This is a genomic window from Ekhidna sp., assembly GCF_965227465.1.
Lineage (GTDB): Bacteria > Bacteroidota > Bacteroidia > Cytophagales > Cyclobacteriaceae > Ekhidna.
Map to the genome: position 1 here is coordinate 3807874 of NZ_OZ245746.1, position 25150 is coordinate 3833023.

Consider the following 25150-nt stretch of genomic DNA (forward strand, 5'->3'; position numbering starts at 1 on the left):
TGCTAATCTTAGCACTTTTATTGCCTTTGAGGTCAGATATTATCATGCAAGCGTAAGTGGAGTGTGCATCTGGTCGATTACCATTCTTGCATTTTCGATTGATCCTACATTTTCTACACTAATCAACAATTTGTTTTTGACCTCCTTCATTTTACTATCGTGCGGATTAGATTTTATGAAATTAAGCACATTGCCAAAACGAGCAGATTGAAAATATTCCTGTGGTTTCTTATCAGAAATGTAACACCTCATTTTATTGTTTTTGATAGTGACTTTTTCAAAACCAATTTGAATCGCTTTCCACCTAAGCCGGACGGTTTCCGTAAGGTTCTTTACCCCATTCGGCATTGGACCAAAGCGATCGATTATCATTTTGATGAAATCTGAAAGTTCCTCTTCTGATTTCAAGTCATCTAATTGGGTATAAAGACCTAGTCGCTCTGAAATGTTACTCACATAGTCTTCCGGTATTAGCGCTTCAAAATCAGTTTCGATATTGCAATCTTCAACCATTTTGTCAATGGCATCTTTATTTTTTAATAAATCACTTTCAAACAGCTCCTTATATTCTCCCTCTTTCAACTCTTGAACCGCCTCATCCAGAATTTTGTGATACATATCAAAGCCTATATCATTAATAAACCCACTTTGCTCTGCTCCCAAAAGGTTACCCGCCCCCCGAATATCGAGATCCCGCATGGCAACTTTGAACCCATCGCCTAAATCAGAAAATTCTTCTAACGTATTTAATCGCTTTCGTGCATCGCTGGTAAGTGCAGATGCCGGAGGGGTAAGCATAAAACAATAGGCCTTTGTGTTTGATCGACCCACACGCCCACGCATTTGATGTAAGTCAGAAAGCCCAAACATGTGAGCGTTGTTGATGATGATGGTATTTGCATTGGGGATATCGAGTCCACTTTCAATGATGTTGGTAGAAACTAGCACATCGTATTCTCCTTCAATGAACTTCAGCATCACTTTCTCTAGCTGTGGACCCTCCATCTGACCATGCGCAATTCCAATTCTTGAGTCTGGAACAAGTTTGAATATCATATTGCCTACCTGCTCAATATCGCTTACTCGGTTATGGACCATAAAAACCTGCCCACCTCTTCTGACTTCATGACTTACCGCATCTCTTATTACTTCTTCGTTAAATTCATGAAGCTCAGTGGTAACAGGCCGCCTGTTTGGTGGAGGTGTTGAGATAATAGATAAGTCCCTTGCTCCCATCAATGAGAAATGCAGCGTTCGTGGAATGGGAGTTGCTGTAAGTGTTAACGCATCCACATTGACGCGCATATCTTTTAATCGTTCTTTGACTTTTACCCCGAACTTTTGTTCTTCATCAATGATCATCAATCCGAGATCCTTAAACTCAATGTCTTTATTGACAATCCTATGAGTTCCTATTAGGATGTCTATTTTTCCTTCTTTTACTCTCTTCTTGATATCAGTGATTTGCTTGGATGTTTTGAATCGATTGATATAATCAATGGAAACAGGCATATTTTCCAATCGTGACTCAAAGGTCCGGTGATGTTGCATTGCCAAAATTGTTGTAGGCACCAAAACGGCAACTTGTTTTCCGGAGTTTACAGCTTTGAACGCAGCTCGAATTGCAATTTCAGTTTTTCCAAAACCGACATCACCACAAACGAGCCGATCCATTGGGTGTTCTTGTTCCATGTCAGCCTTAACATCGGATGTTGCCATTGATTGATCAGGCGTATCCTGGTACATAAATGACGATTCCAATTCTGCCTGTAAATAATCATCCGGAGGAAAAGCGTAACCCCGAGCTGCTTTCCTTTTTGCATAAAGCTCGATTAAGTCTTTGGCTATGTCTTTAACTTTTCTCTTAACCTTCTTTTTTTTGTTTTCCCAGTCCGGTGAGCCAAGTTTATTTATAGACGGAGGTTCACCCTCTTTCCCAGAATACTTCGATATTTTATGAAGGGAGTGAAGACTAACATAAAGTAGGTCGTCATCTCGATATACCAACCTTACTGCTTCTTGTTTATTTCTGCCAACATCTACCGTATCAAGCCCAGCAAACCGACCAACACCATAATCGATGTGAGTAACAAAATCACCAGGCTGTAATGTTTTTAACTCCTTTAAAGTAAGTGCTTTACTCTTGGTAAACTTCTCTTTTCCCTGATACCTATGGAAACGATCAAAAATTTGATGATCAGTATAAATTGCAATTTCTTCGTGATCATCAATAAATCCTTCTCTTAAGGATGCATTTACTCCTTCAAAGTTCAACTCATGATCAACCTCTTCAAAAATGGTTTCAAGCCGTTCAATCTGTTTAAAAGATTCAGCCGCAATAAGTTTCTGATACTGGTTTTGTTGAAGCTCTCTTAAATTATCAGCTAGTAAGGTAAAATTCTTATGAAAAGATGGTTGAGGACGGGTGGCAAGGGTAAGCTCTTCATCAGGTGCCAGATAAAACCGTTTACCAAATTCAATTTTTGTGAATTTTTCGATTGAATCCGTATACGATTTCTGTGTTTCAAATAATTGTTCCGGAGAGGTAATCAGTTTTGCGTTACCACTCATTTCTTTTATAATCTGAAACTGTTCTTCAACTTTATGAAATGACTTATCAATAATGTCTAGTGATTGTTGATAGTCTTTTAACCAAATGGTTGTCTCCTCAGGAATGTATGTGAGGAAGGACTGACGCTCTTCACTTACTAGTTTAGTTTGCACATTTGGAATCAAAGAGATATGGTCAGGCTCATTTGTAGAAAGCTGGCTTTCCGGGTCAAACTCACGAATCGTTTCTACTTCATCACCAAAAAGCTCAAGTCGATATGGTTTTTCGTGCGCATATGAAAACACATCAATAATTCCACCTCTGACAGAAAACTGCCCTGGTTCGTATACGAAATCAGTCTTTTCAAAATCATAAGTAACTAGTAGGTCGGATAGAAACTCTACATCTAACTCTTCTCCCGGCCTGGCGGTAAAGGTGTTGGATACAAGCGAGCGTTTGTTTATTACTTTTTCTGATAATGCCTCCGGATAGGTGACTATGACTAAATCCTTTCTATCATTCAGATCATTAAGTACTTCTGCCCTTTGCAGAATATTTGCGTTTTCAATTTCTTCATAATGATATGGCTTCTTATAGGAGGATGGGAACGAAACAAATTCATTTGCTAAGAAATTTGCAAGATCATTTTGGAAATAACTAGCTTCCTCATAATCGTGTAGCACGATCAAATGAACACCTCCGGTTTCTTTGAATGTGGCAGCAACAAGCAAAGCATCATAGCTTCCTGAAATCCCTTTTAAGCGAAGATTTTTTTTTCTCTCAATTGTCTCAGCGACAGCCTTGACGTTGGTACTTTGTTGATATTTAGCTAATAAATCCTGCGTGTTCAAACCCTCATTCAATTTTAGATGGCAAAAGTAATCTTTATACTACTTGCCTCCTGCCAAAAGGTTTTGTGAAATCATTGGTAAAGAGTCGTTGGTAGAGAATAATAGATGGTTTGTCTAATAAATGAACTATTTCAAGAATAGATTGCAACATTTTGAGTCTTTGCCGTGTATATAAGTCAAAGAATTTCATAATAAAATAAACTTCGAACGTTTATTTAAAAACTTTCTTTTAGGTTAGGTTGGTGATTAGGCGTGTACCGTTTTTACGGTCACGCCTTCTCTTTTTTAAAAGATTCTATCTCATCGCATTGAAAATGACTCCTTTTTCAATCTAACTTTAGCACATGAAAAAAATAGTTGTATCCATTCTTGCCATTATTTTAACTTTTTCTTCATTCGGTTGGGGAGCAACTGGTCATCGCATCGTTGGGTTAATTGCTGAGCGACATTTAACGAAAAAGGCCAGAAAAAACATTGAGCAGGTTTTAGGTTATGAAACACTTGCCGAGGTTAGCAATTATATGGACTTCATTAAATCTGATGCTACTTACCGATATATGTCTCCCTGGCATTATGCTACTATTCCAGATGGAAACACTTATGCAGCGGTAGGCACCCCGGAAGAAGGTGATGTGATCGTCACTTTACAAAGGTTAATGTCTGAGCTGGAATCAAAAACCTTTACTGATAGAGACGAGGCGTTTGCTTTAAAATGTTTAGTTCATCTTATTGGGGACATTCATCAACCACTTCATGTTGGCAATGGAGAAGATAGAGGTGGGAATGACATTAAATTAGACTATTTCTGGAAGAGCTCGAACCTACATAGAGTTTGGGATAGCGAAATGATTGATGGCCAGAAATATAGTTATACAGAATACGCGGACTGGATTGACCACCCAACAGGCGAGCAACTTACAAACTGGTCGTCTTTAAATGTGCTGGACTGGGCAAATGAGTCGAAAGAGGTCAGAGCTCAATGCTATGAAACAATGCCGGAGGATAAGAAGCTGAGTTATAGATACGACTATGAAAACATTGATCTGCTTAATCAACGACTGCTTCAAGCCGGAATCCGTTTAGCCAATGTTTTGAATGAGATTTACGGCTAGAGAATTGTGAGGCGCAGTTTACTCGCTGCTTGTTCTAAATCTACGAGTGCTTCAATAGCCAAAACAGTATCCATGGGAACTTTTAAAATTTGGGCTGCATGATGAACTTGCTCGCGCTCATCTTGTGCAAATTCGCCATCAGCACTAGACATTCTAATTGCATCATAGATCAATAGTTTGTTGAAGTTTGCAAAAGATCTAGAGTTGAAACTATGAAAGATTTCTTCAAGCTCTCCTTCTTCAAAGTCATATTCCTCCCAATCTGCAATGATATCTTCATCCACACCCACTGACTGAGCGCACTCAATAGTAAGCCATTCCAATTCCGGGTCGGACACTTCACCATCTGAGCCAGCTATTGTAAGTAAAGCATAACCGTATTCCCTCCAGTTGTCTTGAGGAACCATAGTGATACCGTAAAATGAAGTGGGAATTTTATTAATATCTGAACTCATAAGTATTTCTAATTTTAGTATCCAAATTAATTTGTTTTAAGCTGAATTGGAACTACTTACTAATCGGAATTTACATTTGTGTAAAATAAGATACAGTGTTTACAACTCTAGACAAAAATCAAATAACCCAAAAAGGCTATGACCTTAAAAGTATTGAGGCGCAACTTGAACGTTTTAAGAATGGGTTCACGCCGTTGCAAATAGCTGATCCTGCCATAATTGATTTCGGAATACTCAAACTTGATGAGTCAGAAAAAGATTCATTTATAACAAAATATGATAAAGCAGATTTAGAGGCGGTGAAGTTTGTGCCAGCTTCCGGTGCTGCAACAAGAATGTTTAAACCGATTTACTCTTTCATTGAAAAATTTGATCAATCCAGCGCGTCTTTTGAAACCATCACGAGGGAGGATAAGAAAATTGGTAGGTTTTTTAGTGATATAGATGAATTTGCTTTTTATGATGACCTTGAGGATTTAGTAAAGAATAAAACAGGTCAAAATATTGATCAAATCAAGCGGGAATATATGCATGATACCATTGCGAAATTATTGGTAAGTGAAGAAGGATTGAACTACGGAAATCTCCCGAAAGGCCTTCTTAAATTCCATAAGTATGAAAAAGAAACTCGGACAGCCGCGCAGGAACATGTGTATGAGGGAATTGCATATGTTTTAAAAAACGGCAAGGTTGATCTTCACTTCACTGTTTCGCCTGAGCATCTAAACGCATTCAAGGCTCACATACAAGCTACCACTACCAGGCTGGAAAACAGCAAGATCATCTCTACTTTTAGTATTCAAAAGCCTGAGACCGATACAATTGCTGTAACTGAAGGTTTTGAGCCGTTTAGGGATCAGAGTGGAAAAATTTTATTCAGACCAGCCGGTCATGGAGCAATCCTGGAAAATCTAAATGATATTTCTGCCGATTTGATTTTTGTTAAAAACATTGACAATGTGGTTCCTGATTATAGGAAAAATGAAACAATTAGGTTTAAAAAGGCTTTGGCTGGGCTCCTGTTGAGTTATCAGGAAAAATCTTTTGAGCTTTTAAGACAAAGGGACTCGGGGGAGGACATCACCAAAGAGGGACGAGATTTGCTTGAAGAAATGGGGATTAAAGGATTTTCAGATTCAGATATTCCTGATCTTCTTAACCGACCAATACGCGTATGCGGTATGGTTAAAAATGAGGGAGAACCCGGAGGAGGCCCATTTTGGGTCAAGAATGGTCCGTTGGTATCTTTACAAATCGTTGAGTCTGCTCAGGTAGATATCAATGACAAAGCTCAAAGGAAAATCTTTAAAAAGGGAACTCATTTTAACCCGGTTGATCTTGTCTGTGGAGTCAGAAATTACAAAGGGGGAAAATTTGAGCTCCTTGATTATAGAGATGAGGAGGCAGGCTTTATTTCAGAAAAATCCTTTAATGGAAGGAAACTGCTTGCCATGGAGCTTCCTGGATTATGGAATGGAAGTATGTCCAATTGGAATACCATTTTTGTTGAAGTTCCATTAATAACTTTCAACCCGGTTAAGACAGTAACGGATTTACTAAAGCCAACACATCGTTAAAACATCTTCTTTAATTCCGAATCTATTTCATTATAGTCGAAGGGTTTTTTGAACATGTGTTGGATTTTTTTTGAAGAGATGGCTCCCTCAATTTGTTCGTTTAATTCATAACCGGTCAATAAAAAACAGGGAACATCAACCAGTTCTGGTTTGATTTTATCAATGAGCTGAAGCCCATCCATTCCAGGCATTCGCAAGTCACTGATGATGGCATCCAAAACATTCTTATTTTCCTCGATTTTTACTAATGCATCTTCTGCAGACTCGGCAGTCAAAACATCGTATTCAGTCTCAAACCTTTTTTTGAGTACAAAAAGGTTGATTACCTCATCATCGATAAAAAGAATGGTTTTTCTCACGTTTGATTAAATGAAATTACAAATTTAGATCCCTTCCCTTTTTTTGAAGAAACCATGATCGAACCAGAATGGTCCTCAATTATTTTGTAGGTAATAGACAGACCAAGTCCTGTTCCTTTACCCACAGGCTTAGTTGTAAAGAATGGATCGCTTATTTTCTTTAAATTCTCTTTACTAATACCTTCTCCATCATCTTCAACTTCAACGGTTATCATTTTTCCAGACTTTATTGTCCTGACAGTGATATTCCCATTTTTTTCAATGGCTTGTTCTGCATTTGCAATGATATTTAAAAATGCCTGATGGAGCTTGCCTTCATTTCCTGTAATCACTAGAGCATCCTTCGCAAAATCTTTTACCACATTCCCTTTATACTTAAGTTTGGGTTGAAGCATGATCAAACTGTTTTCAATAATTTCATGTATGTCACACTTCTCAGTCATTGATTCAGTGTTTCGACTAAAGTGATTTAGGCTATTTACGATAATAGTCGCTCGGTTTAGACCTTCTTTTATGACATTAATGCTTTGAGAAGTCTCGAATTTTAATTTCTCGTCTTCTTTAATTCCCGCCTCCAAAATTTCTACACCGCCTTTTATAAAATTTAGCGGGTTGTTGATTTCATGAGCAACCCCTGCGGACAGAACACCTAATGAGGCCATTTTTTCAGACTGGATCAGCTTATGAGTAGTGTCTTGCAATTTTTTCATAGAATCGCCAATTTGCTGATTCTTGATAACTAGTGCGTTTCTGAATAAGAATGTATAAATCGATACAATAGCAAAGACGAAAACCGAGCAAAATACGCCATGCAAACTCATGAGACTATCGGGAACCAGGTTCACGGTGTAGCCATTAACTGATAACGGATACATGATTAGCATGCAGATGGCAGACATAATCATAAAAATATATCGATCACTGATGGGCCGATAAAAAAACGCCAGAAGCGGAGGAATCAAAAATTCGACTAGTGCTGAAGAAGTAATACCCCCTGTGTAATAAACTTGATTGAAGAATGCAACTAGTGCGGTCAGGATTGAAAGTCTAAAAAGAGTTACAAGGCCAACTGAGAAAAAAGAAAGAACTCCATAAATCGCAAATAATATAAAAGCTCCAAATGTAGGAATATAGATCTCAGGAGCATTCGCAACATAATAGAATGCACTAAACACAAGCGTAGAAACATAAGCGGAGATCATTAGAAAGAGATAAAACCCTTGCTCACGCTTTAAATATTTTAAATTTTTCAATGGCGAGGTGGCGTAATTACGATTTCGAAATTAAGAACGAAAGTTTACAACCCTGTTTATTTATCGATGAAACGGCCAATACTATTGATTACACTGCTTTCGCTTCCTTCACGGTATCCTCAAGCAGGCTATACACTTCGTTGACTTCCGAAGTAGGTTCCGATTGGTCAGATTTTAGTTGAAAGAGGGTGATCTCTTCTTTAGTAATCAATTGTATACGGATCGACACTAAATATTCTTCGATTGAATTCCTTGCAGCAGTGGTGTACTCATCAATAAAAGTTGACTGAAGTGTAATAGCCGAGATCATTGTTAAAGGCTTATCTTCCTGATAATAGGTTCCTACTATAGCAGTAAATGTCTTGTTATTAAGATCTATTGTCAGGCTGGATTTTTTAGAGAAGAACAATCGCTTAATGATGATAAATCCAATCACAAGACCAATGAGTGAAACTCCATATATTATTCCTGCAGAGAAAACAGGAATAGCCAAAAAAACGGTTACAAACAGGAGAACAACGACTCCCATGTATCCCACCCTGTATTTGATGGTGATTTTGCCATCTTTCGACTTGAAAGAATAGCCATTTTCTCCGAGAAGGTCAATTGCCCCTCGGCTTAGATTAGGTGATTCCATGATAAATTAGCTTTGAAAGCCCGAGGACTTTGCTATAATCGTAATCTAATATTAATCGAAAAATCCTAGTATTCCTCTCTTTTTCGATTAATAATGGCTACTCTGGTTTGAATATGGGAGCTATTGCTGGCTCTTACCACCCTGAATAATTCCTTCTAAAAAGGTATAAACTTCGTTCATTTCTTTGGATGGCTTTGCATGATCGGAAATGAGTTTAAAAAGAGACACTAGCTGTTTGTTTTCCAGCTCGAACCCAATTGTTATTTGATGTTCTTCACTGGTACTTTTAAAAGCACTGGAATACTCATCTACAAACTTGGAGTGATTATAAACTCCTGAAACCTGATCGAAACTGTAGGACTGTGTTCGATCATCTATCTCGACCGTCTTTTTGTTTGAGTCGATTACCAGCTTCAACCTACCAGGGATTCTTTTAACCAATGGGCGAAAAATTAGAAAAGCGATAACCATAGCGATTAGCCCTGCCCACCATTGAAGGGCGAAAATAAGGACGATAAATACCAAGCTAACGATCATGACAATGATAAGACCGACTCTATCAGTACCAGCTTTTCTAAAGAGGATTTGAACATCTTTCTGTTTGAAGGAGTACCCGTTGTACTCCAGCATGTCAAGGGCTTTTTTGCTGAGACTCATACGCTATTTCTATCCAAACACTTAATACCAAGTTGTTGCATCTGTTTAGCAAGCTTTTCATAAACTGCTTGTTTTGAACCTGACCGAAACAAGTAATATTGTTTCCCTTCGGAAGTTAACAAATAAACATAAACCACATTATAGGTCGCAGAAACAGACTGCACAGCGGAGTTTTGCCATACGTCTTTCATTCTGCTAGAACTAAGCCAAAAACAAGTAAGTAATTCATACTTCTTTTTAAAGCCAATCCTAATAAAAAAGATGCTTAAGTACTTCTTAGTGGTTTTTCTTTTTGAGTCAATAACGGTTCCAAATCGTGAGGTGACTAAGAATCAAAAACCAAATGGAGTAAATAGAATATTCACCTCCATAACTCAGGTAACTAAAGAGAAGGAGTATAAAACCAAGAGAAATAAATTGAAGGGAAAAAAACTCCCCTCTAATTACATACTTAGCTTTCTTATTTCTCATTCACTAGTTCCAAATCAATGGTCCTTCTATCAATGTCTGTTTTTGCAACCAACACTTTTAGCTTGTCACCGAGTGTAATGATTCTCTTGTTATTTCGTCCAATGACCCTCATTTGCTTTTCGTCAAATTCGTAAAAGTCATCGTCCAAATCAGCCATGCGAATCATCCCCTCACATTTCGTTTTAATGATCTCCACAAAAATGCCCCATTCAGTAACACCTGAAACAATCCCTTCAAACTCCTGACCCAGCATTGTTTCCATGAATTCTACCTGCTTGTACTTGATTGAAGCTCTTTCGGCATCAGCTGCGCGTTTTTCTCGTTCCGAAGAATGCATACATAATGGTTCGTGTTCTTCATTCCCCACATTTTTGCCACCCTGCAAATAATGCTCGAGCAGCCTATGCACCATCACATCGGGATACCTCCTGATCGGAGAGGTAAAATGCGTGTAATGATCGAACGCCAAACCGAAATGACCTCTTGGATCTGTAGTGTATTTAGCTTTTGCCATGGATCGGATGGCCAAAGATTCCAGCACGTTTTGTTCGGGCTTACCATTGATGTCATCCATTAATTTGTTCAAACCACCCGATAGGTTTTTACCTAAATCTATTTTGTGGCCAAACCTTGCAGCAAATGAGGCGAAAGTGTTCAGTTTTTCGGGATCCGGGTCATCATGAACCCGATACACAAATGTCTTGCTTCCCTCTTCTTTTCCTTTTTCCTTCCATTTAAAAATGTGAGTAGCCACTTCCTTATTTGCAAGTAGCATAAACTCTTCAATCATTTTATGTGCGTCTTTTCGCTCTTTTGGGATCACTTCAAGCGGCTTGCCATCATCCGCCAGGCGGAACTTTACCTCCACGGTTTCAAAATTGACAGCTCCATGTTGGAATCGCTTTTTTCTTAATTGTTTCGCAATGTTGTTAAGCGTGACAATCTCCTTGGTGAAATCACTATCTAACCCTTCTATTCTTTCTTGAGCCTCCTCATAGGTGAATCGTCGATCGGAGTTAATTACCGTTCTCCCAAACCATTTTTTAGAAATAGCACCCTTGCTATCCATTTCAAAGACAGCAGAAAAAGTCAACTTTTCTTCTTTAGGACGTAATGAGCACAAGCCATTGGATAGTCTTTCAGGAAGCATCGGTATGGTTCTGTCTACCAGATATACAGATGTGGCCCGATCTATCGCCTCTTTATCCAGCTCACTTCCTTCATCGACATAATGTGATACATCAGCAATGTGAATTCCTATTTCATAATTTCCTTTTTCTAGTTCTTTTATGGATAGTGCATCGTCAAAGTCTTTGGCATCATGAGGATCAATGGTAAAGGTGGTGATGTCTCGAAAATCACGACGCATTTTTATCTCCTCATCCGTAATAAGGTCAGAGATTTCATCCGCAGCTTTTTCTATTTTCTTTGGAAACCTGAATGGCAAGCCAAACTCTGCCATTATGGAATGAATTTCGGCCTCATTTTCACCCGCTTGCCCGAGTACTTCAGTCACAGTGCCTAGGGGACTTCTGTTTTTAGCATCGTGCCATTTATCTATTTTGACCATCACCTTATCATTGGGCGCGGCTTTCCCGATTTTCTCAGGATATACCATAATGTCAAAATGGATATTGCGGCTATCAGGTATGACGAAAGAAAACTTCTCTGAAATTTCAATTCTACCTACAAACTCATCGCGGCTTCTTTTCAAAATGTTGACAACCTTGCCTTCAGGTCGATAACCTTTGCCAGAGGGCTTGGTCATTACTACGCTTACCAAATCACCATGTATGGCAAAATTCAGATCTGAGGTTTTTACCCAAATATCTTCATCTGGTTCGGGAGTGACCACATAGGCAAAGTTTGGATTGACATGGTCAATTGTTCCCTGAATGTATTCACTTTCTACATTGCTGACGAAACGCCCGTCACTTAATCGACGGATTTTATCTTTACTCTCCAGGCTGAAAAGCTGTGTTTTTAAATAGTCTTTTGATTTTTTGTCTCTAAGCTGCAGCTTTCTGATCAGGTCTCTGTATCCATACGATTTTCCATCGTTTAAAGAGAAGACCTCATGAAGCTTGCTTTTTATTTGTTTGACGTGGTTTGGTTGTTGTTTGGATCTTGATCCTAATTTAGTTTTTCGTTTTTTACTCATGTTAATTTTTTTGACCGTGCGGTCATTTTACGATGTTTATCTGACCTGGATCGATCAGAGGTAGGTTATTGAGGCGGAGGTAGAGTTGTGCCGTTGCTATTACATCTTTCTGGCAATATTCCTCAATCTTTTTTAACCCATCTTTTTCTTCATAATATGTTTTTGTCACCATTGAGCCATCCAGATCTGTTTTACTGGAGGGAATCCCAAAGATGTTGGTTAGTAAATCAAGAGAGGTGAAACTTTTCCAGTCTCCGAACTTCCATAGCTCCATCGTGTCGATGTGGTTTACTTCCCATGGTTTTTTCCCGGTCATGTTTAACGACCAGGGGATTTTAATGTCGTTGATCAGCATCCTGCGGCACAGGTATGGAAAGTCAAATTCTTTTCCATTGTGTGCACAAAGCTTTAGGTTGTCCTGATCAAATTTTGATTCTATAAAATTTTTAAATGTTATCAATAGTTCTTTCTCATTATCTGAGGCAATGGTTTTTACCCGCATGGCAGGTTTCCCCTTTTCTTCATAGTAAAACCCCATTCCGATAACAATGATTTTACCAAACTCAGCATAAATAGCTGCACGATCACTATACAGTTCTTCAGGAGTTTTTTCTTCCGGATTTCTGACAAATCCAGCTTTTCTTTCCCAGTGTTTCTGCAAAGCAGGGGAGAGTTGCTCTACATTTTCATTGCCTGAGACAGTTTCAATATCAATGATCAGGAAATCTTGAAAGTGATTACGCAAACTTCGTTTGTTTTATACTTAGCCAATCTTTTTACCAAAAAACTCGAGAAGTGATGGTTTCGTCGTTTTTAAAGTAATCCAAGCATTAGTCATGCAAGATACCTTTCATTTCCAATTCTTCAATGAAGACGAGGTTTTCTTCAATAAGAGAATCGGGGACAAAGATAAACTTTTTATCATACACCTGCCCATCAATGAAATAGCTGACCCAATATTCATTGTTTAAATGAAAAACGGACTCATCGATTGGCTCTATTAGTGCATATTCACCCGCATCCACGTATGGAATCATGTGACGCAAAGTGGAGGTTTTCTGTGTTTCCGTTTTTGTCTCACCATATCCACGTGAAGTGACCATTACATTTTCTAGTCTATTTTTATCTCTGTTTATTAAAAACACCTTCCATCCTTCTTCCGAGCAAGCAACCACAACGTGTACATTTCTAACAGGTGAAAAGTCAATATCTTTTCTCATAGCACAAATTTGGTATCATTTCGGCATAAAATATGCCAACCACTTTCCTTATTCTTCGGGCTTGGTTTAGTTTGCCGCATTAATCTCATGAGTAACCAAGAAAATAATCGCGTGCTTCCTTTTTTATGGCTGTGGAATGTAACCAACAAAGAGAAAGGTAGCTTTACGGAGCTAATCAAAAGTAGACGATTCACCATCATATATTTGGTGATTATCTGGTCAATCGTAGGGGTTCTCGGTTTTGCAACTACCCGAGAGTGGGAATGTAGTACTACCTGGGAAATGGCTCTATATTGTGAATATGCTTTTTGGGTAAAAAATCTAACAGAAGCGCCTCTTGTCTTTTTTAGAAACCTGCTTATAACCCCATTTCTTCATAATGGGCTTGATCATATTTTGTTTGTTTCAGTTGTAGGGTTTTTGATTATCGTCCAATCATATGAGGCCATATTTGGCTGGAAGAAAACTGCCTTGATATTTCTATCAGCATATGTCACAGTGGCTCCATTTTTTGGGATGTTTTACAATGTAGGCATTGAAATATTTCCAGAAAGTGAGTTCATGCAATTCGCTTTCGCTCGAAACTGGATGGGAGGGTCTATTGGAATGTTTCAAGTGTATGGAGCATTAGCGATAAAAAGCAAAAAGCCATTCATCATGATAAGTATCCCTTTTTTCTTTGAGGCCTTTAACTTGTTAATTTTTGGAATTGACCTGCATATATCTCTGATGCATATAATGAGCACGTTATTGGGATACAGTATTGCCAGAATGCTGATAAAGAATAGAATCCCCAATGCACGAAACAGAAATTAAAAAGGGCAAAGTTTTTCCTTTTGTCTTGCCCTGGAAGTCCGCTGAAGGTCAAAGTTTAGGTGCTATCGGTACTATTAAGTCTCGAATTTTTTCTATTTCCTACTTATTGATCATTTGGTCAATCGTAGGAGTATTAGGTTTTGCTTCAACGCGTAATTGTGAAGGTACTTGGCAGCTGGCATTTCAATGTGAGTATGCTTTTTGGGCTAAGCACTTGACTAGTTCACCGCTTATTTACTTTAGAAATTCGCTTACTACACTGTTTTTTCATAATGGATTAGACCATTTACTTTTTGTTTCAGTTTTAGGAATTCTGGTAATCATACAATCACATGAAGCACATTATGGACATAAAGCAACCCTATTGATTTTCATGTCTGCATATGCCTTAGTAGCTCCCGTTCTTGGATCATTTTATGTGATTGGCCTTAACCTTTATCCGGATAGTTGGTTCTTTCAGTTTGCTTTCGAGAGAAACTGGATGGGAGGATCACTTGGGATGTTTCAAGTATATGGAGCTTTAGCTAATAGAAGTAGGAAACCACACGTAATGCTCGGTTTACCAATTGTGTTTGAAACATTTAATTTAACGGTGCTCGAAATTGACCCCCATATTTCAATTATGCATTTAACAAGCACTTTTAGTGGCTATCTTCTTTCTAAATATTTAGTGAGATAATCACTCGACTAAATCCATTTCAAAAACAGCAGCAAGGTGATTTTTAAGCTTCTCCTCTACTTCTCTGATGTTAAGTTCATAGCCCAGCTCTTTTTGTAAGGAGGTAACCGCCTTATCCTGAATTCCACAGGGAATGATGTAGTTAAAATATTCGAGGTTGGTATTCACATTGAAAGCAAACCCATGCATGGTAACCCATCGGCTACTTTTCACACCTAGTGCACAAATTTTTCGTGCTTTTGCATTATTATCTCCATCTAGCCATACACCCGTTAACCCTTCAACCCTTCCTGATTTGATTCCATAATCGTTTAATGTTAGGATTACGGCTTCTTCAAGGAACCTGAGGTATTTATGAATATCAGTAAAGAAGTGATCCAAATCCAGAATAGGATACCCGACAATTTGACCGGGACCATGATAAGTAATATCTCCTCCTCTGTTGATTTTGTAGAAAGTAGCTTTTTTTTCTTTTAGGAAAGCGTCATTGGCTAGCAAATGATTTTCATCGCCGCTTTTCCCCAGGGTATAAACGTGAGGATGTTCACAGAAAATCAGGTAGTTTTTGGTCCCAATCTGGGAATCTTCAGAAAGCTTCCGGTTCTGAATCTTTAGATCAACAGTTTCTTTAAAAAGCTTCTCCTGATAGTCCCAAGTTTCTTTGTAATCCTTAAGGCCTAAATGAATGAAATGGGTTTTCTTGCTCAACTCTTATAATTCAATATAGGTCTCCAACAATTCCAACTCGCCATCTGGTTCAATTTCATATTCTTTCAAGATAGCGGGAATGAGTATGACCTCCCCGAACTTGATGCTTTCACCTGCTATTTTCCCTGTCCCACCAACACCTATATAAATTTTAAAACAATCTAACTCTGTTCTTGAAATGTGCTTTTTCTGATTGATGAAAAGTTTGTTTGTTGAAAAATATGGTGTTGCAACTATGCTGTTTGCCTGATTTGGCGAGGTTTCATATACACTTTTTAATTGTTCTGGTTTAGAAAAATCAATAGCATCTAAGGCTTGCTCAACGTGAAGTTCCCTGGTGTTTCCATGTTTATCCACACGATCAAAGTCGTATATACGGTAGGTAATGTCAGACGTTTGTTGGATTTCAGCAATCATGAGTCCTTTACCGATAGTATGAACTCTACCAGCAGGTAAGTAATAAACATCACCGCCATTGACAACCTCCTCTTGTAATAGCTTCATGATATTGCCAGAGTTGAAGTATTCCTCATATTCATCTCTGTTGGTATCTCTAACAAAACCGTTAATAAGGCTAGCTCCTTCGTCGGCCTGAAGTATATACCACATCTCACTTTTTCCGGGACAATTATGCCTTTTCTGTGCCAGCTCATCATTTGGATGAACTTGAACTGAAAGGTCTTGATTGGCATCAATAAATTTAATCAGCAGGGGGAACTCATTTCCAAAATGATCGAAAACAGACTTACCTACCAGGTTAGATTGATGCTTTTGGACAAGCTCAGATAACAACTCCCCCTTCAAGGCCCCATTTATCACCTGAGAAACATTCCCAGGAACACCAGAGAGCTCCCATGTTTCACCACAATTATCCAGATCGCCAAAATCTTTTCCTAGAATGGTTTTAATTTTCTGTCCGCCCCAAAGCTTTTCTTTGAAGATGGGTTTAAACTTGAGTGGGTATAACTTATCCAAAATTTTAATTTCTCAATATGGATCGCAAAACTAAGGGTATTCAAGGGGAAGCAATAGCAAAAAACCATTATGAAATTGATGGTTGCGAAATTCTTGAGTGGAATTATCGATATAAGCGATCTGAAATAGACCTGATTGTGTTGAAAGAAGACAGACTATTGATTTTTGTGGAGGTTAAAAATCGGACCAGAATAGACTTTGGAGAGGCGGAAACATTTGTTTCAGAAGCGCAACAAGAGAGAATTAAAGAGGCAGCCGAAGACTACATCTATGGTATTAATTGGCAGAAAGATATCCGGTTTGATATTGCTTGTGTTGATTCAAACGGGGAAGTTGAAGTTTTTGAAGATGCGTTCTAACTAGTTTTGTGAAGTGAAGAATAAAATCAACCTTGCCATACTTGCCTCCGGAAGTGGGAGCAATGCTGAAAACATTGTTCAATATTTCGAACAGCATGAAATCATTCAGGTCAAAGAAATCCTTTCCAATAAAAAGGATGCGTACGTTCACGAACGAGCAAAAAAACTAAATATCCCTTCTTATACTTTTTCGAAAGAGGAGTTTCAAGACACCTCATTCATCAAGCGACTAGCAGATATTGACTACATCGTATTAGCAGGCTTTTTGTGGTTAATTCCTAAATACCTGGTGAGTGCATTTCAGAACAGAATTATAAACATTCATCCGGCGCTACTCCCAAAGTATGGCGGAAAAGGGATGTATGGAGACCGAGTGCATAAAGCAGTTATTGATGGGAAAGAAAAAACAACAGGAATAACTATTCATCTGGTTAACGAAAAGTATGATGAAGGGGAGCATCTCTTTCAGGCAGAGTGCCCGATAACGGATCAAGACACTCCACAAACGCTTGCCCAAAAAATTCACAACTTAGAACACAAGGATTTCCCACAGGTAATAGAAAAGTATATTCGCTCTAGAGCTAAATAAAAAACCATCGCCGATGGTACCTTTGCACACCTTGAAATAAACCAACCCAACAAATGTCCACAAAGAAGATTCAGTCCGCGCTAATTTCTGTTTTTCATAAGGATGGCCTGGAGCCCATTGTGCATAGGCTCAATGAACAGGGAGTTAAGATTTATAGTACAGGGGGAACAGAAAAGTTCATCAAAGAACTGGGAATTGATGTGATCCCAGTGGAGAGCCTGACGGACTATCCATCAATATTTGGGGGGCGGGTAAAAACACTTCATCCTAAGATTTTTGGTGGAATTCTACACCGAAGGGATAATGAATCTGACCTGGCAGAAGCAAAGAAATTTGAAATCCCTCCAATGGATCTTGTGATCGTGGACCTTTATCCTTTTGAGGAAACGGTAGCGAGCGGAGCTGGAGAGGATGATATCATAGAGAAAATCGACATTGGTGGAATTGCGCTAATCCGAGCTGGAGCTAAAAACTACAAAGATGTGGTTATGGTGAGTTCCAGAGCATACTATAAGGACCTTCAGGATATTCTTGACAACCAAAACGGCGAAACCACCGAGGATGAGCGAAAGCTATTTGCAGCGAAAGCGTTTGCAACATCCAGTCATTATGACACTGCTATTTTCAATTGGATGAATAGGGAAAAGCAGGTGCCTGCCTTCCGAGTTTCTTCAGCACCCGGGCGAACACTCAGATATGGAGAGAACCCACACCAAAAAGGATACTTCTATGGAGATTTTGAGGAGTATTTCGAGCAAATCCATGGAAAAGAAATTTCCTACAATAACCTGGTAGACATTGAAGCAGCAGTTCAGCTGATGGCTGAGTTTACCGATAACACAGCTTTCGGAATTTTGAAGCACAATAATGCATGTGGAATCGCAACTGGCCAGACCGTGAAGGATGCTTATGAACGAGCATTTGCTGCAGATACGGTATCCGCGTTTGGTGGTGTTTTGGTCACAAACCAGGAAGTGGATAGAGAAGCTGCAGAGGAGATGAATAGCCTTTTCTTTGAAATATTGATTGCGCCAACATTTGCAGTTGATGCGCTTGAGATTTTGGAGAAAAAGAAAAACCGCATACTGCTCATTCAGAAAAAGCCGTGGCATCAATCTACTCAGTACAAAAGTCTGTTAAATGGCACCATCGTTCAGGATTATGATTTAAAATCTGAACATAAGGAAGATCTTGAGGTAAAAACGCAAAAAGCTCCAACCGCGGAGGAGGTGGAGGATTTGCTATTTGCAGCGAAGGTGTGCAAACAGTCTAAATCCAATACAATCGTGTTGGCTAAAGATGGTCAGCTACTTGCCAGTGGCGTGGGTCAAACGTCCAGAGTAGATGCATTAAATCAGGCCATTGAAAAAGCAGGGAATTTTGGATTTGATTTAAACGGAGCAGTGATGGCTTCTGATGCTTTTTTCCCATTTCCGGACTGTGTAGAAATTGCACACAAAGCGGGGATTACTGCGGTGATTCAACCAGGAGGATCTATTAAAGATCAGGATTCTGTGGACTATTGCAATGCAAATGGCCTAGCCATGGTCATGACTGGAACCCGGCACTTTAAGCATTGATTGCTACAATTTCTATTATGCGTATTTGCAAAATGCTATTACTTTTACAAAAAAGAGCGGTAGTGCACTTACCGCTCCTAAAATCAACAAACACTAAACGAAGGTTCTAAGTCTTACGAATGATTTAGAGCCTTTTGTTTTTTCAAAAATTGACTAATACGAAAAGCCAATCTTAGTCGTGTTTCACAAATTTCATAAAACTGAATTAAGAAAAGTAGAGTTTCATCCACGACTTACCCCCCACTTATCCACAACAAACTATCCACACTTGGCAGAATTTTTGATCCTCTCCTTAACAGAAATCGCCTTTTGAATAGGAAAATTGGCGGTTATTAACAAAAATAACGTCGTATTAACATAGTGGTTATAGTCAGTTTTCATCATCTATTTGAGAGGTCTTTTTTCTCACAAATGAATTAAGGTAATAGAAGGCTAACTTCAACAGCTTATGATTTACATCGATTAATACAACTCCTCAAAACTCTTTCCATTATTAATCCCAATGATTAAGGCTTCCAGCTTTTCAGTAGTATACCATTTATGTACCTCATATTTGGCTGTCCGGTAGTTCATCATTATTTCATCTCTTGTGCCAGTCCCAAATGAGGCATAATCTTTCATGGATTTAACATTCGGTAAGTGTCGGTAATTATTTGATAATGCTTTCAATGTATCCCATGAGTAGTACGATCGATGATCAACTTGCATCGCCAGGCCTTCATCAAACCATACGGGGATTTTTAAACTTCGATTGATTAGACCAATTCGTTCAAACAATTCTGTATGGGATAACTCATGGCTAATGATGTCCAGGTCCATACCATCGCTGCTAATTACGACGTAAGATCCAATATGCATAACGGCTGCTGCCGGAGTAAGAAAAGGAGCCCCAAATCTGAGATAATCTTCATCCGTATCACAATAGATAAATTTTGGAGAGGCTAATTTCTTGTCCCAAAAAGCGGCCACTCGTTTTTCTGCTTCATCAATTAGTGATTTAAGCTCTGCCCTTTCATTAGCGTTAACATGTGAACGGAAATAAATATCGTCTTCTTTTTCGAAAGCGTATAAATCAATGAACAAGCAACGCGTAGCTTGAGGAAGTACGAGTGCATGACCAATTGATGTAATTCCTAGAATGATGACAAAAGTGATAAGAACCTTCTTCATAAGGGCAAATATTTAGGAGGTCAACTTCATCAACAACTCAACCAACTCATCTTTTTTCATCCCTTCAAAGTGCTTTTTGCGTTCAGAATCACTCATAGATTGTAATTTTTTTACAAAATCCTTTCCTAAAACCTCTTCTGCATGATTTTCAGGAGCTCCAAAAATCTCGATTTCGTCAATTGCTGTGTTCAGGACTTCTCTCCCTTTGAGTTTAGCTGTTTCCACCGGCTTGTAGTTCGAGTTCGAATCTCGCAATGCCCAACTGCTATAATCTATTTTGAGATTTTCGATCTGCTTTGATCTAGGATCATTTTCTCCAAATATGCGCTCAAGAACGGTTATGGCACTGGTCTTCCAGGCCTCAAGGTCAAAGCTGTCTTCGCCTAATTTGGCAATTTGCTTTTTTAGAAGTTTGATGTATTGAGATTTCATTAGCTTCAAGATAATGACATTTCTAATCTGATCATATCCTTTGCCTGCTTTCCATTTTCAAAAATGGGTTCAGGATAGTTATCAATAAAGAAAAGAGGAATTCTCCCAGATGCTCAGAAACCCAGTTTTATAGGACCTGCAATTGTAAGAAGCTCATAGGTGATTGGTTCACTTTTTAATTGTGATATCTGAACCTTCATTGTAAAAATTTTACAATTTATTGATTTCAAGTTTTGCGCTCAATTGCCATTCGAACCATGCAAATGGTCAATATTAATGTGATAGGAGTAAAAATGATGGTTTCCAGAGAATTTGAAGCGAACAAATTGCCTATGGTGTTTAGCAAGAAAATAACTGCGAACAGCCAAATGAATAGATTGATTATTTTGATGGATAAAAATGGTTTAACCGCTCCTTTCTTCATAAACACAAACAATAAGATGATGCTATTGATTACCAGAGAGATAATTTCAAACTGGATCATTTTAGCTTGAGAAGCTAAGCGCCCTCCCCAGACCAGGTCGTACGGAATAACACCAATAAGAATACAAATGTGAAAGATCATTGTCAAAATTAGGGTGAGGGCTATTGTATTGTATGCTAGCTGGAATGATAGTTTCAGTAAAGTTTTCATGATTCAACTAATCCTCCCCCAATTAACAGCATTCTTGCTAAACGAATCGATATGTGACTTGATCATTCGATGCTCCGGTTGCTTCAGATTCGGGTCTGACCGGAGAAGGTCCTGGGCAGCAACTCTTGCTGTTTTTAGTATTTCTCCATCTTTAACTAAATCCGAGACCAACAAGTCTAGTGCACCACTCTGTCGAGTGCCCATCAGGTCTCCCGGGCCTCTGAGCTCCAGATCTACTTCTGCAATTTTGAAGCCATCTGTTGTATCCACCATGGTTCTTAATCTTTTCCTTCCCTCCGTGCTCAATTTTACTCCCGACATGAGAACGCAGTAAGATTGGTCTGCACCTCTTCCGACCCTGCCCCGCAACTGATGCAGTTGGGAAAGCCCAAATCGCTCGGCATTTTCAATCACCATGATGGTTGCATTTGGTACGTTTACTCCTACTTCGATGACGGTAGTTGCAACCATAATCTGAGTTTCACCTTTTACAAAGCGCTGCATTTCCCATTCCTTGTCTTCAGACTTCATTCGCCCGTGTACAATCGAGATTTGATAATTCGGAAAGCGGCGGGTGATTCCTTCATAGCCATCCATCAGATCTTTGTAGTCTAAGGTGGCAGACTCTTCTATGAGCGGATACACGATATAAGCTTGTCTACCCTTTTCGATTTCTTTCTCTACAAACCCAAACATCTCTAAGCGCTTAGTCTCAAAAAAGTGCTTGGTTTTGATGGGCTTTCTTCCAATCGGCAGCTCATCAATTACCGAAATATCTAAATCTCCATAGAGTGTCATTGCCAATGTTCTTGGAATAGGTGTTGCGGTCATTACCAGCACATGCGGATAGACCTCTTTGGTTTTGGTCCACAACTTAGCTCGTTGAGCCACTCCGAACCGATGCTGCTCATCAATGACGGCTACTCCCAGGTTTTTGAATTTTACCTTGTCTTCAAGCAGCGCATGGGTGCCAACCAGTATGGTTATTATTCCCGACATCAATCCTTCATGAATGAGTTTCCGCTCAGATTTAGGTGTAGATCCGGTAAGTCTGGCAATATGAATGCCCAAAGGTTTAGCTTGTTCCTGCAATCCTTTGAAATGCTGCTCAGCCAAAATCTCGGTTGGCGCCATGAAGGCACATTGAAATCCCGAACCGATCGCAATGAGCATCGCCAAGAAAGCAACCATGGTTTTCCCACTTCCTACATCACCCTGCACCAGCCGATTCATCTGTTGTCCGGAGCGAAAGTCTGCATAGATTTCTTTAACTACTCGCTTCTGTGCATTTGTGAGTTCAAAAGGCATGTGATTTTCGTAGAACTCATTGAGGAGGTCACTTTTGTTGATAATCGCACCCTTATATTTTTCTGTTCGCGCAATTTTCAGTTTTATCAACCTGAGCTGAACGAAGAATAGCTCCTCAAATTTCATTCGATTTTGAGCAACTGCGAGGTGCTGGGCTGTTCGCGGGAAATGCATGGAAACGACAGCCGTCTTTTTATCAATCAGATTGAATTGTTTGATCAGATTTTGAGGAAGTGTCTCAGGAATGTGATTGACGGCTTCTACCAGCAGCACTTTCATCACTTTAGAAAAGAACTTGCTTTCAAGTCCTTTCTTTTTCATTTTCTCTGTCGTGTGATAGACCGGTTGCAGGTAGCCACCTTTGGTGTTTTTTTCCGTTTGTATTTCTATCTCCGGGTGAGCGATATTGAATTTTCCGTTGAACAATGTCGCTTTACCGAAAGCTACATACTTTACTCCGATGGTAAGGCTTTTTTGTACCCATTGCACACCTTTAAACCAGACCATTTCAATGGTGCCGGTTTCATCTGCAAAGACACCAACAAGTCGGGCCTTTCTTCCAACACCAATAGTTTTAAATGATTTGAACTCCCCGATTAACTGGACATACGGCAAGTCTGGTTGTAGTTCTTTGACCTTGTAAAACTTACTTCGGTCTTCGTGTCTAAAAGGGTAATGCTGGAGGAGGTCGCCAAATGTAAATATTTGCAATTCTTTGCTGAGTGTTTCGGCTCGTTGAGGGCCAACACCCTTTAGGTACTCAATGGATCGGTCAAAGAATTGGTGCATGAGGCTAAGATAATCGGAAGCACAAAAAAAGGGAGCATGCAGCTCCCTTAGGTTCACCTTGTCATCTTCTCATAATAATAAGGCGTTGGTTAATCAACTTTGCAATATAATATTTTGTGTTGAAATAAAAGCAACAAAAAAAGGAGCTGTTATCAGCTCCTTCTCAACACCCTCTTGGTTAGTTAAAGTTTTTCTCAGTATAGGTAATCTAGTGCAGTTTTGTCGTCATTGTTAAATGGACGATCACCACCATCGGTACAAGCAAGCATCCAAGACTTCTTGCTAGCAGTAGCTCCTGTTGGAGTGCCAGGTATATGGTTAGCACCTACACCACCGTCACCTTCATTAGATGTGCCACCTCCACAAGAGATGCTTCTGTCAAAGTAATCAGTGTGACGGAAACCGATGCAATGGCCCATTTCATGAGCAATGATTGTTGCGATACCCGCTGTACTTAGCCCATAAGAAGACTCAAGTACTCCACTCATTTTGATTTCACCGTAAGGGTCACCGCTATTAGTAGGGAATCCGGCAGATCCTAACACACCTCTTCTCTCATCTCTTTTGCTCAGACGAGTCATCACGATATCTGCACCTGACGATGAAGTCACTCGCTGGAAAGAAATACTAAGGTTTTGAGCATTATATCTAGAGATAGCTAGATCTAAGCCAGCGATCATCGCCGGACTATAACCACTGCTTCCCTTTTTTCCTCTTCCTCCTCCTGAAGATGCAACAGGAGCATAAAGTGTAATTACTCTTCCTCCTCCAGCATTCACCAGGTTATCGGTGCTATACTGCTCAACAGAGGCAATTTTATTTCCCTGACCCATCTCCGCGATTGTACGGTCAGTAAGGTAGATATCACCTTCCACCAAATATCCATTTTCGAATTTGGTAGGAATCATATTCTCAACGTCAAAGCCTAGTGCAGCAATTTGTGCTATCACATCATCCGGCACAGACAGGTCATCTGCCAGAGTCTCTTGCTCTGAACAGGAAAAAAGGGTAATGCTAGCGATTAATGCTAGCGATAAAATATTATTAATTCTTCTCATAATTTATTGGTTTGGTAAAACCCGGGGTGTTTTAATCAATTCGCAATATATTGTGATTTTTGTTGTCAAAACAAACAATCATTTAAGTTCGATTAATAGTATTGATTAATTGAATAATTACTTTTATATCGGAATATTGTTTTGAATAAATAAAATTATTAAGAATAATATTTTATTCAGTGATGCGCCACTTCAGAGTGCTAAGCAAGTGAATCATGTCTTGCTTTAGGTAGCTGATAACGGGGGCCAGGGAGTCGTTCTTCGTCGCGGTACGGAAATAAAGTGCACCCCTCAGGAAGTGCTTGGTACTGTCAGGGTCTGTAATGTGAAACTGCGCCTGGGTTGGGACCTCTCCTTCTAGTTCAGTAAATGAAGCATACATTCCGCTGGGAAGTTCTAAGATACTCTCTTCGATGGCATACGCCTTTACGTTGTGTTGAGAAGTGAGTTTGTACGAATCACTCAAAAATTCACGCACGATTGAGTCTGTCACTTGCTTATATGTGATTTGAATTGTTGCACCCATTTCCGGATAGTGAAGGTTTACCCAGTATCTTTCGGTTATCCAGCTTGAATCACGGAGTAGCTTAGCATGATTTGAATACTCAAAGTAATAAGGAAGTGTGTCCGGGAGTGGCTGATAACCTGCCTGCGGCAGGTCGATGCGATTGTATCCTTTTGGTTTTGGCAGGTAATCCCTTCTACAGGAAAAACAAATAAAAATGAATAATACGAGTAGGTATCTCATG

General features: G+C 39.3%; 24 protein-coding genes. 7 read left to right on the plus strand and 17 right to left on the minus strand.

Translation table 11 applies throughout. The features are described 5' to 3' along the window. Positions 1–42: 42 nt before the first annotated feature. Complete coding sequence (gene mfd / locus ACO05G_RS16770; protein WP_421763785.1) at positions 43–3402, minus strand: transcription-repair coupling factor; 3360 nt, start codon at positions 3400–3402, stop codon at positions 43–45. Positions 3403–3746: 344 nt separating this feature from the next. On the opposite strand from mfd, the gene ACO05G_RS16775 reads away from it, so the two are divergent. After that, on the plus strand, positions 3747–4514 hold the full coding sequence (locus ACO05G_RS16775) for a S1/P1 nuclease (RefSeq protein ID WP_421763786.1): 768 nt from the start codon (positions 3747–3749) through the stop codon (positions 4512–4514). On the opposite strand, the gene ACO05G_RS16780 is transcribed toward ACO05G_RS16775, so the two are convergent. Then, the gene (locus ACO05G_RS16780; RefSeq protein WP_421763787.1) at positions 4511–4969 is read right to left on the minus strand and encodes a hypothetical protein; all 459 of its coding nucleotides are present in this window, start codon (positions 4967–4969) and stop codon (positions 4511–4513) included. The two genes, ACO05G_RS16775 and ACO05G_RS16780, sit on opposite strands and share 4 nt — an antisense overlap. Positions 4970–5064: 95 nt before the next feature. On the opposite strand from ACO05G_RS16780, the gene ACO05G_RS16785 reads away from it, so the two are divergent. Then, positions 5065–6546 (plus strand): DUF4301 family protein, encoded by a 1482-nt coding sequence (locus ACO05G_RS16785; protein WP_421763788.1) that lies wholly within the window; start codon positions 5065–5067, stop codon positions 6544–6546. On the opposite strand, the gene ACO05G_RS16790 is transcribed toward ACO05G_RS16785, so the two are convergent. The 7 genes from ACO05G_RS16790 to ACO05G_RS16820 all read right to left on the minus strand — a co-directional run bounded on the left by ACO05G_RS16790 (position 6543) and on the right by ACO05G_RS16820 (position 13304). Next, positions 6543–6905 carry a response regulator gene (locus ACO05G_RS16790; RefSeq protein ID WP_421763789.1) on the minus strand — a complete coding sequence of 121 codons (363 nt, stop codon included), beginning with the start codon at positions 6903–6905 and terminating at the stop codon, positions 6543–6545. The genes ACO05G_RS16785 and ACO05G_RS16790 overlap by 4 nt on opposite strands. Continuing rightward, positions 6902–8158, minus strand: a complete 1257-nt coding sequence (locus tag ACO05G_RS16795; protein ID WP_421763790.1) for a sensor histidine kinase — start codon at positions 8156–8158, stop codon at positions 6902–6904. The genes ACO05G_RS16790 and ACO05G_RS16795 overlap by 4 nt, the downstream gene beginning before the upstream one ends. A gap of 88 nt (positions 8159–8246) precedes the next feature. Next, complete coding sequence (locus ACO05G_RS16800) at positions 8247–8795, minus strand: hypothetical protein (protein WP_421763791.1); 549 nt, start codon at positions 8793–8795, stop codon at positions 8247–8249. A gap of 120 nt (positions 8796–8915) precedes the next feature. Continuing rightward, positions 8916–9452 (minus strand): hypothetical protein, encoded by a 537-nt coding sequence (locus ACO05G_RS16805; RefSeq protein ID WP_421763792.1) that lies wholly within the window; start codon positions 9450–9452, stop codon positions 8916–8918. A gap of 460 nt (positions 9453–9912) precedes the next feature. Continuing rightward, the gene (gene rnr / locus ACO05G_RS16810) at positions 9913–12084 is read right to left on the minus strand and encodes a ribonuclease R (RefSeq protein ID WP_421763793.1); all 2172 of its coding nucleotides are present in this window, start codon (positions 12082–12084) and stop codon (positions 9913–9915) included. 22 nt (positions 12085–12106) lie between these two features. Next, positions 12107–12829: a 3'-5' exonuclease gene (locus tag ACO05G_RS16815; protein WP_421763794.1), complete on the minus strand. Its 723-nt coding sequence runs from the start codon at positions 12827–12829 to the stop codon at positions 12107–12109. 85 nt (positions 12830–12914) lie between these two features. Then, on the minus strand, positions 12915–13304 hold the full coding sequence (locus ACO05G_RS16820; RefSeq protein ID WP_348283069.1) for a hypothetical protein: 390 nt from the start codon (positions 13302–13304) through the stop codon (positions 12915–12917). 87 nt (positions 13305–13391) lie between these two features. Between ACO05G_RS16820 and ACO05G_RS16825 the strand changes: the two genes are divergently transcribed. Together ACO05G_RS16825 and ACO05G_RS16830 are read left to right on the plus strand one after the other, a co-directional pair. After that, entirely contained in the window at positions 13392–14120 is a 729-nt protein-coding gene (locus ACO05G_RS16825; protein WP_421763795.1) for a hypothetical protein, read from the plus strand. Next, positions 14101–14799 carry a hypothetical protein gene (locus ACO05G_RS16830; protein ID WP_421763796.1) on the plus strand — a complete coding sequence of 233 codons (699 nt, stop codon included), beginning with the start codon at positions 14101–14103 and terminating at the stop codon, positions 14797–14799. The genes ACO05G_RS16825 and ACO05G_RS16830 overlap by 20 nt, the downstream gene beginning before the upstream one ends. Here ACO05G_RS16830 and lipB read toward each other — a convergent pair whose 3' ends face one another. After that, a complete protein-coding gene (lipB, locus tag ACO05G_RS16835; protein WP_421763797.1) occupies positions 14800–15507 on the minus strand; it encodes a lipoyl(octanoyl) transferase LipB in 708 nt (235 codons plus the stop codon). 3 nt (positions 15508–15510) lie between these two features. After that, the gene (locus tag ACO05G_RS16840) at positions 15511–16482 is read right to left on the minus strand and encodes a type I phosphomannose isomerase catalytic subunit (protein ID WP_421763798.1); all 972 of its coding nucleotides are present in this window, start codon (positions 16480–16482) and stop codon (positions 15511–15513) included. Between the two features lie 17 nt (positions 16483–16499). On the opposite strand from ACO05G_RS16840, the gene ACO05G_RS16845 reads away from it, so the two are divergent. From ACO05G_RS16845 to purH, 3 genes are read left to right on the plus strand one after another with little or no spacing between them, the layout of a single operon-like run. After that, entirely contained in the window at positions 16500–16841 is a 342-nt protein-coding gene (locus ACO05G_RS16845; RefSeq protein WP_421763799.1) for a YraN family protein, read from the plus strand. Between the two features lie 13 nt (positions 16842–16854). Next, a complete protein-coding gene (purN, locus tag ACO05G_RS16850) occupies positions 16855–17430 on the plus strand; it encodes a phosphoribosylglycinamide formyltransferase (RefSeq protein WP_421763800.1) in 576 nt (191 codons plus the stop codon). A 53-nt stretch (positions 17431–17483) separates the two neighbouring features. After that, positions 17484–19010 (plus strand): bifunctional phosphoribosylaminoimidazolecarboxamide formyltransferase/IMP cyclohydrolase, encoded by a 1527-nt coding sequence (gene purH / locus ACO05G_RS16855; RefSeq protein ID WP_348283076.1) that lies wholly within the window; start codon positions 17484–17486, stop codon positions 19008–19010. A 462-nt stretch (positions 19011–19472) separates the two neighbouring features. Here the strand turns inward: purH and ACO05G_RS16860 are convergent, their stop codons facing one another. From ACO05G_RS16860 to gldD, 6 genes are all read right to left on the minus strand, one after another. Beyond that, entirely contained in the window at positions 19473–20180 is a 708-nt protein-coding gene (locus tag ACO05G_RS16860; RefSeq protein ID WP_421763801.1) for a hypothetical protein, read from the minus strand. 12 nt (positions 20181–20192) lie between these two features. Beyond that, the gene (locus tag ACO05G_RS16865) at positions 20193–20612 is read right to left on the minus strand and encodes a hypothetical protein (protein WP_421763802.1); all 420 of its coding nucleotides are present in this window, start codon (positions 20610–20612) and stop codon (positions 20193–20195) included. A gap of 226 nt (positions 20613–20838) precedes the next feature. Beyond that, positions 20839–21177 carry a hypothetical protein gene (locus tag ACO05G_RS16870; RefSeq protein WP_421763803.1) on the minus strand — a complete coding sequence of 113 codons (339 nt, stop codon included), beginning with the start codon at positions 21175–21177 and terminating at the stop codon, positions 20839–20841. Positions 21178–21249: 72 nt separating this feature from the next. Next, positions 21250–23343, minus strand: coding sequence for an ATP-dependent DNA helicase RecG (gene recG, locus ACO05G_RS16875; protein ID WP_421763804.1), 2094 nt, complete (start codon positions 23341–23343; stop codon positions 21250–21252). Positions 23344–23537: 194 nt separating this feature from the next. Next, complete coding sequence (locus ACO05G_RS16880; RefSeq protein WP_348283081.1) at positions 23538–24401, minus strand: M57 family metalloprotease; 864 nt, start codon at positions 24399–24401, stop codon at positions 23538–23540. Positions 24402–24573: 172 nt separating this feature from the next. Beyond that, positions 24574–25149 (minus strand): gliding motility lipoprotein GldD, encoded by a 576-nt coding sequence (gene gldD / locus ACO05G_RS16885; RefSeq protein WP_421763805.1) that lies wholly within the window; start codon positions 25147–25149, stop codon positions 24574–24576. Position 25150: the final 1 nt, after the last annotated feature.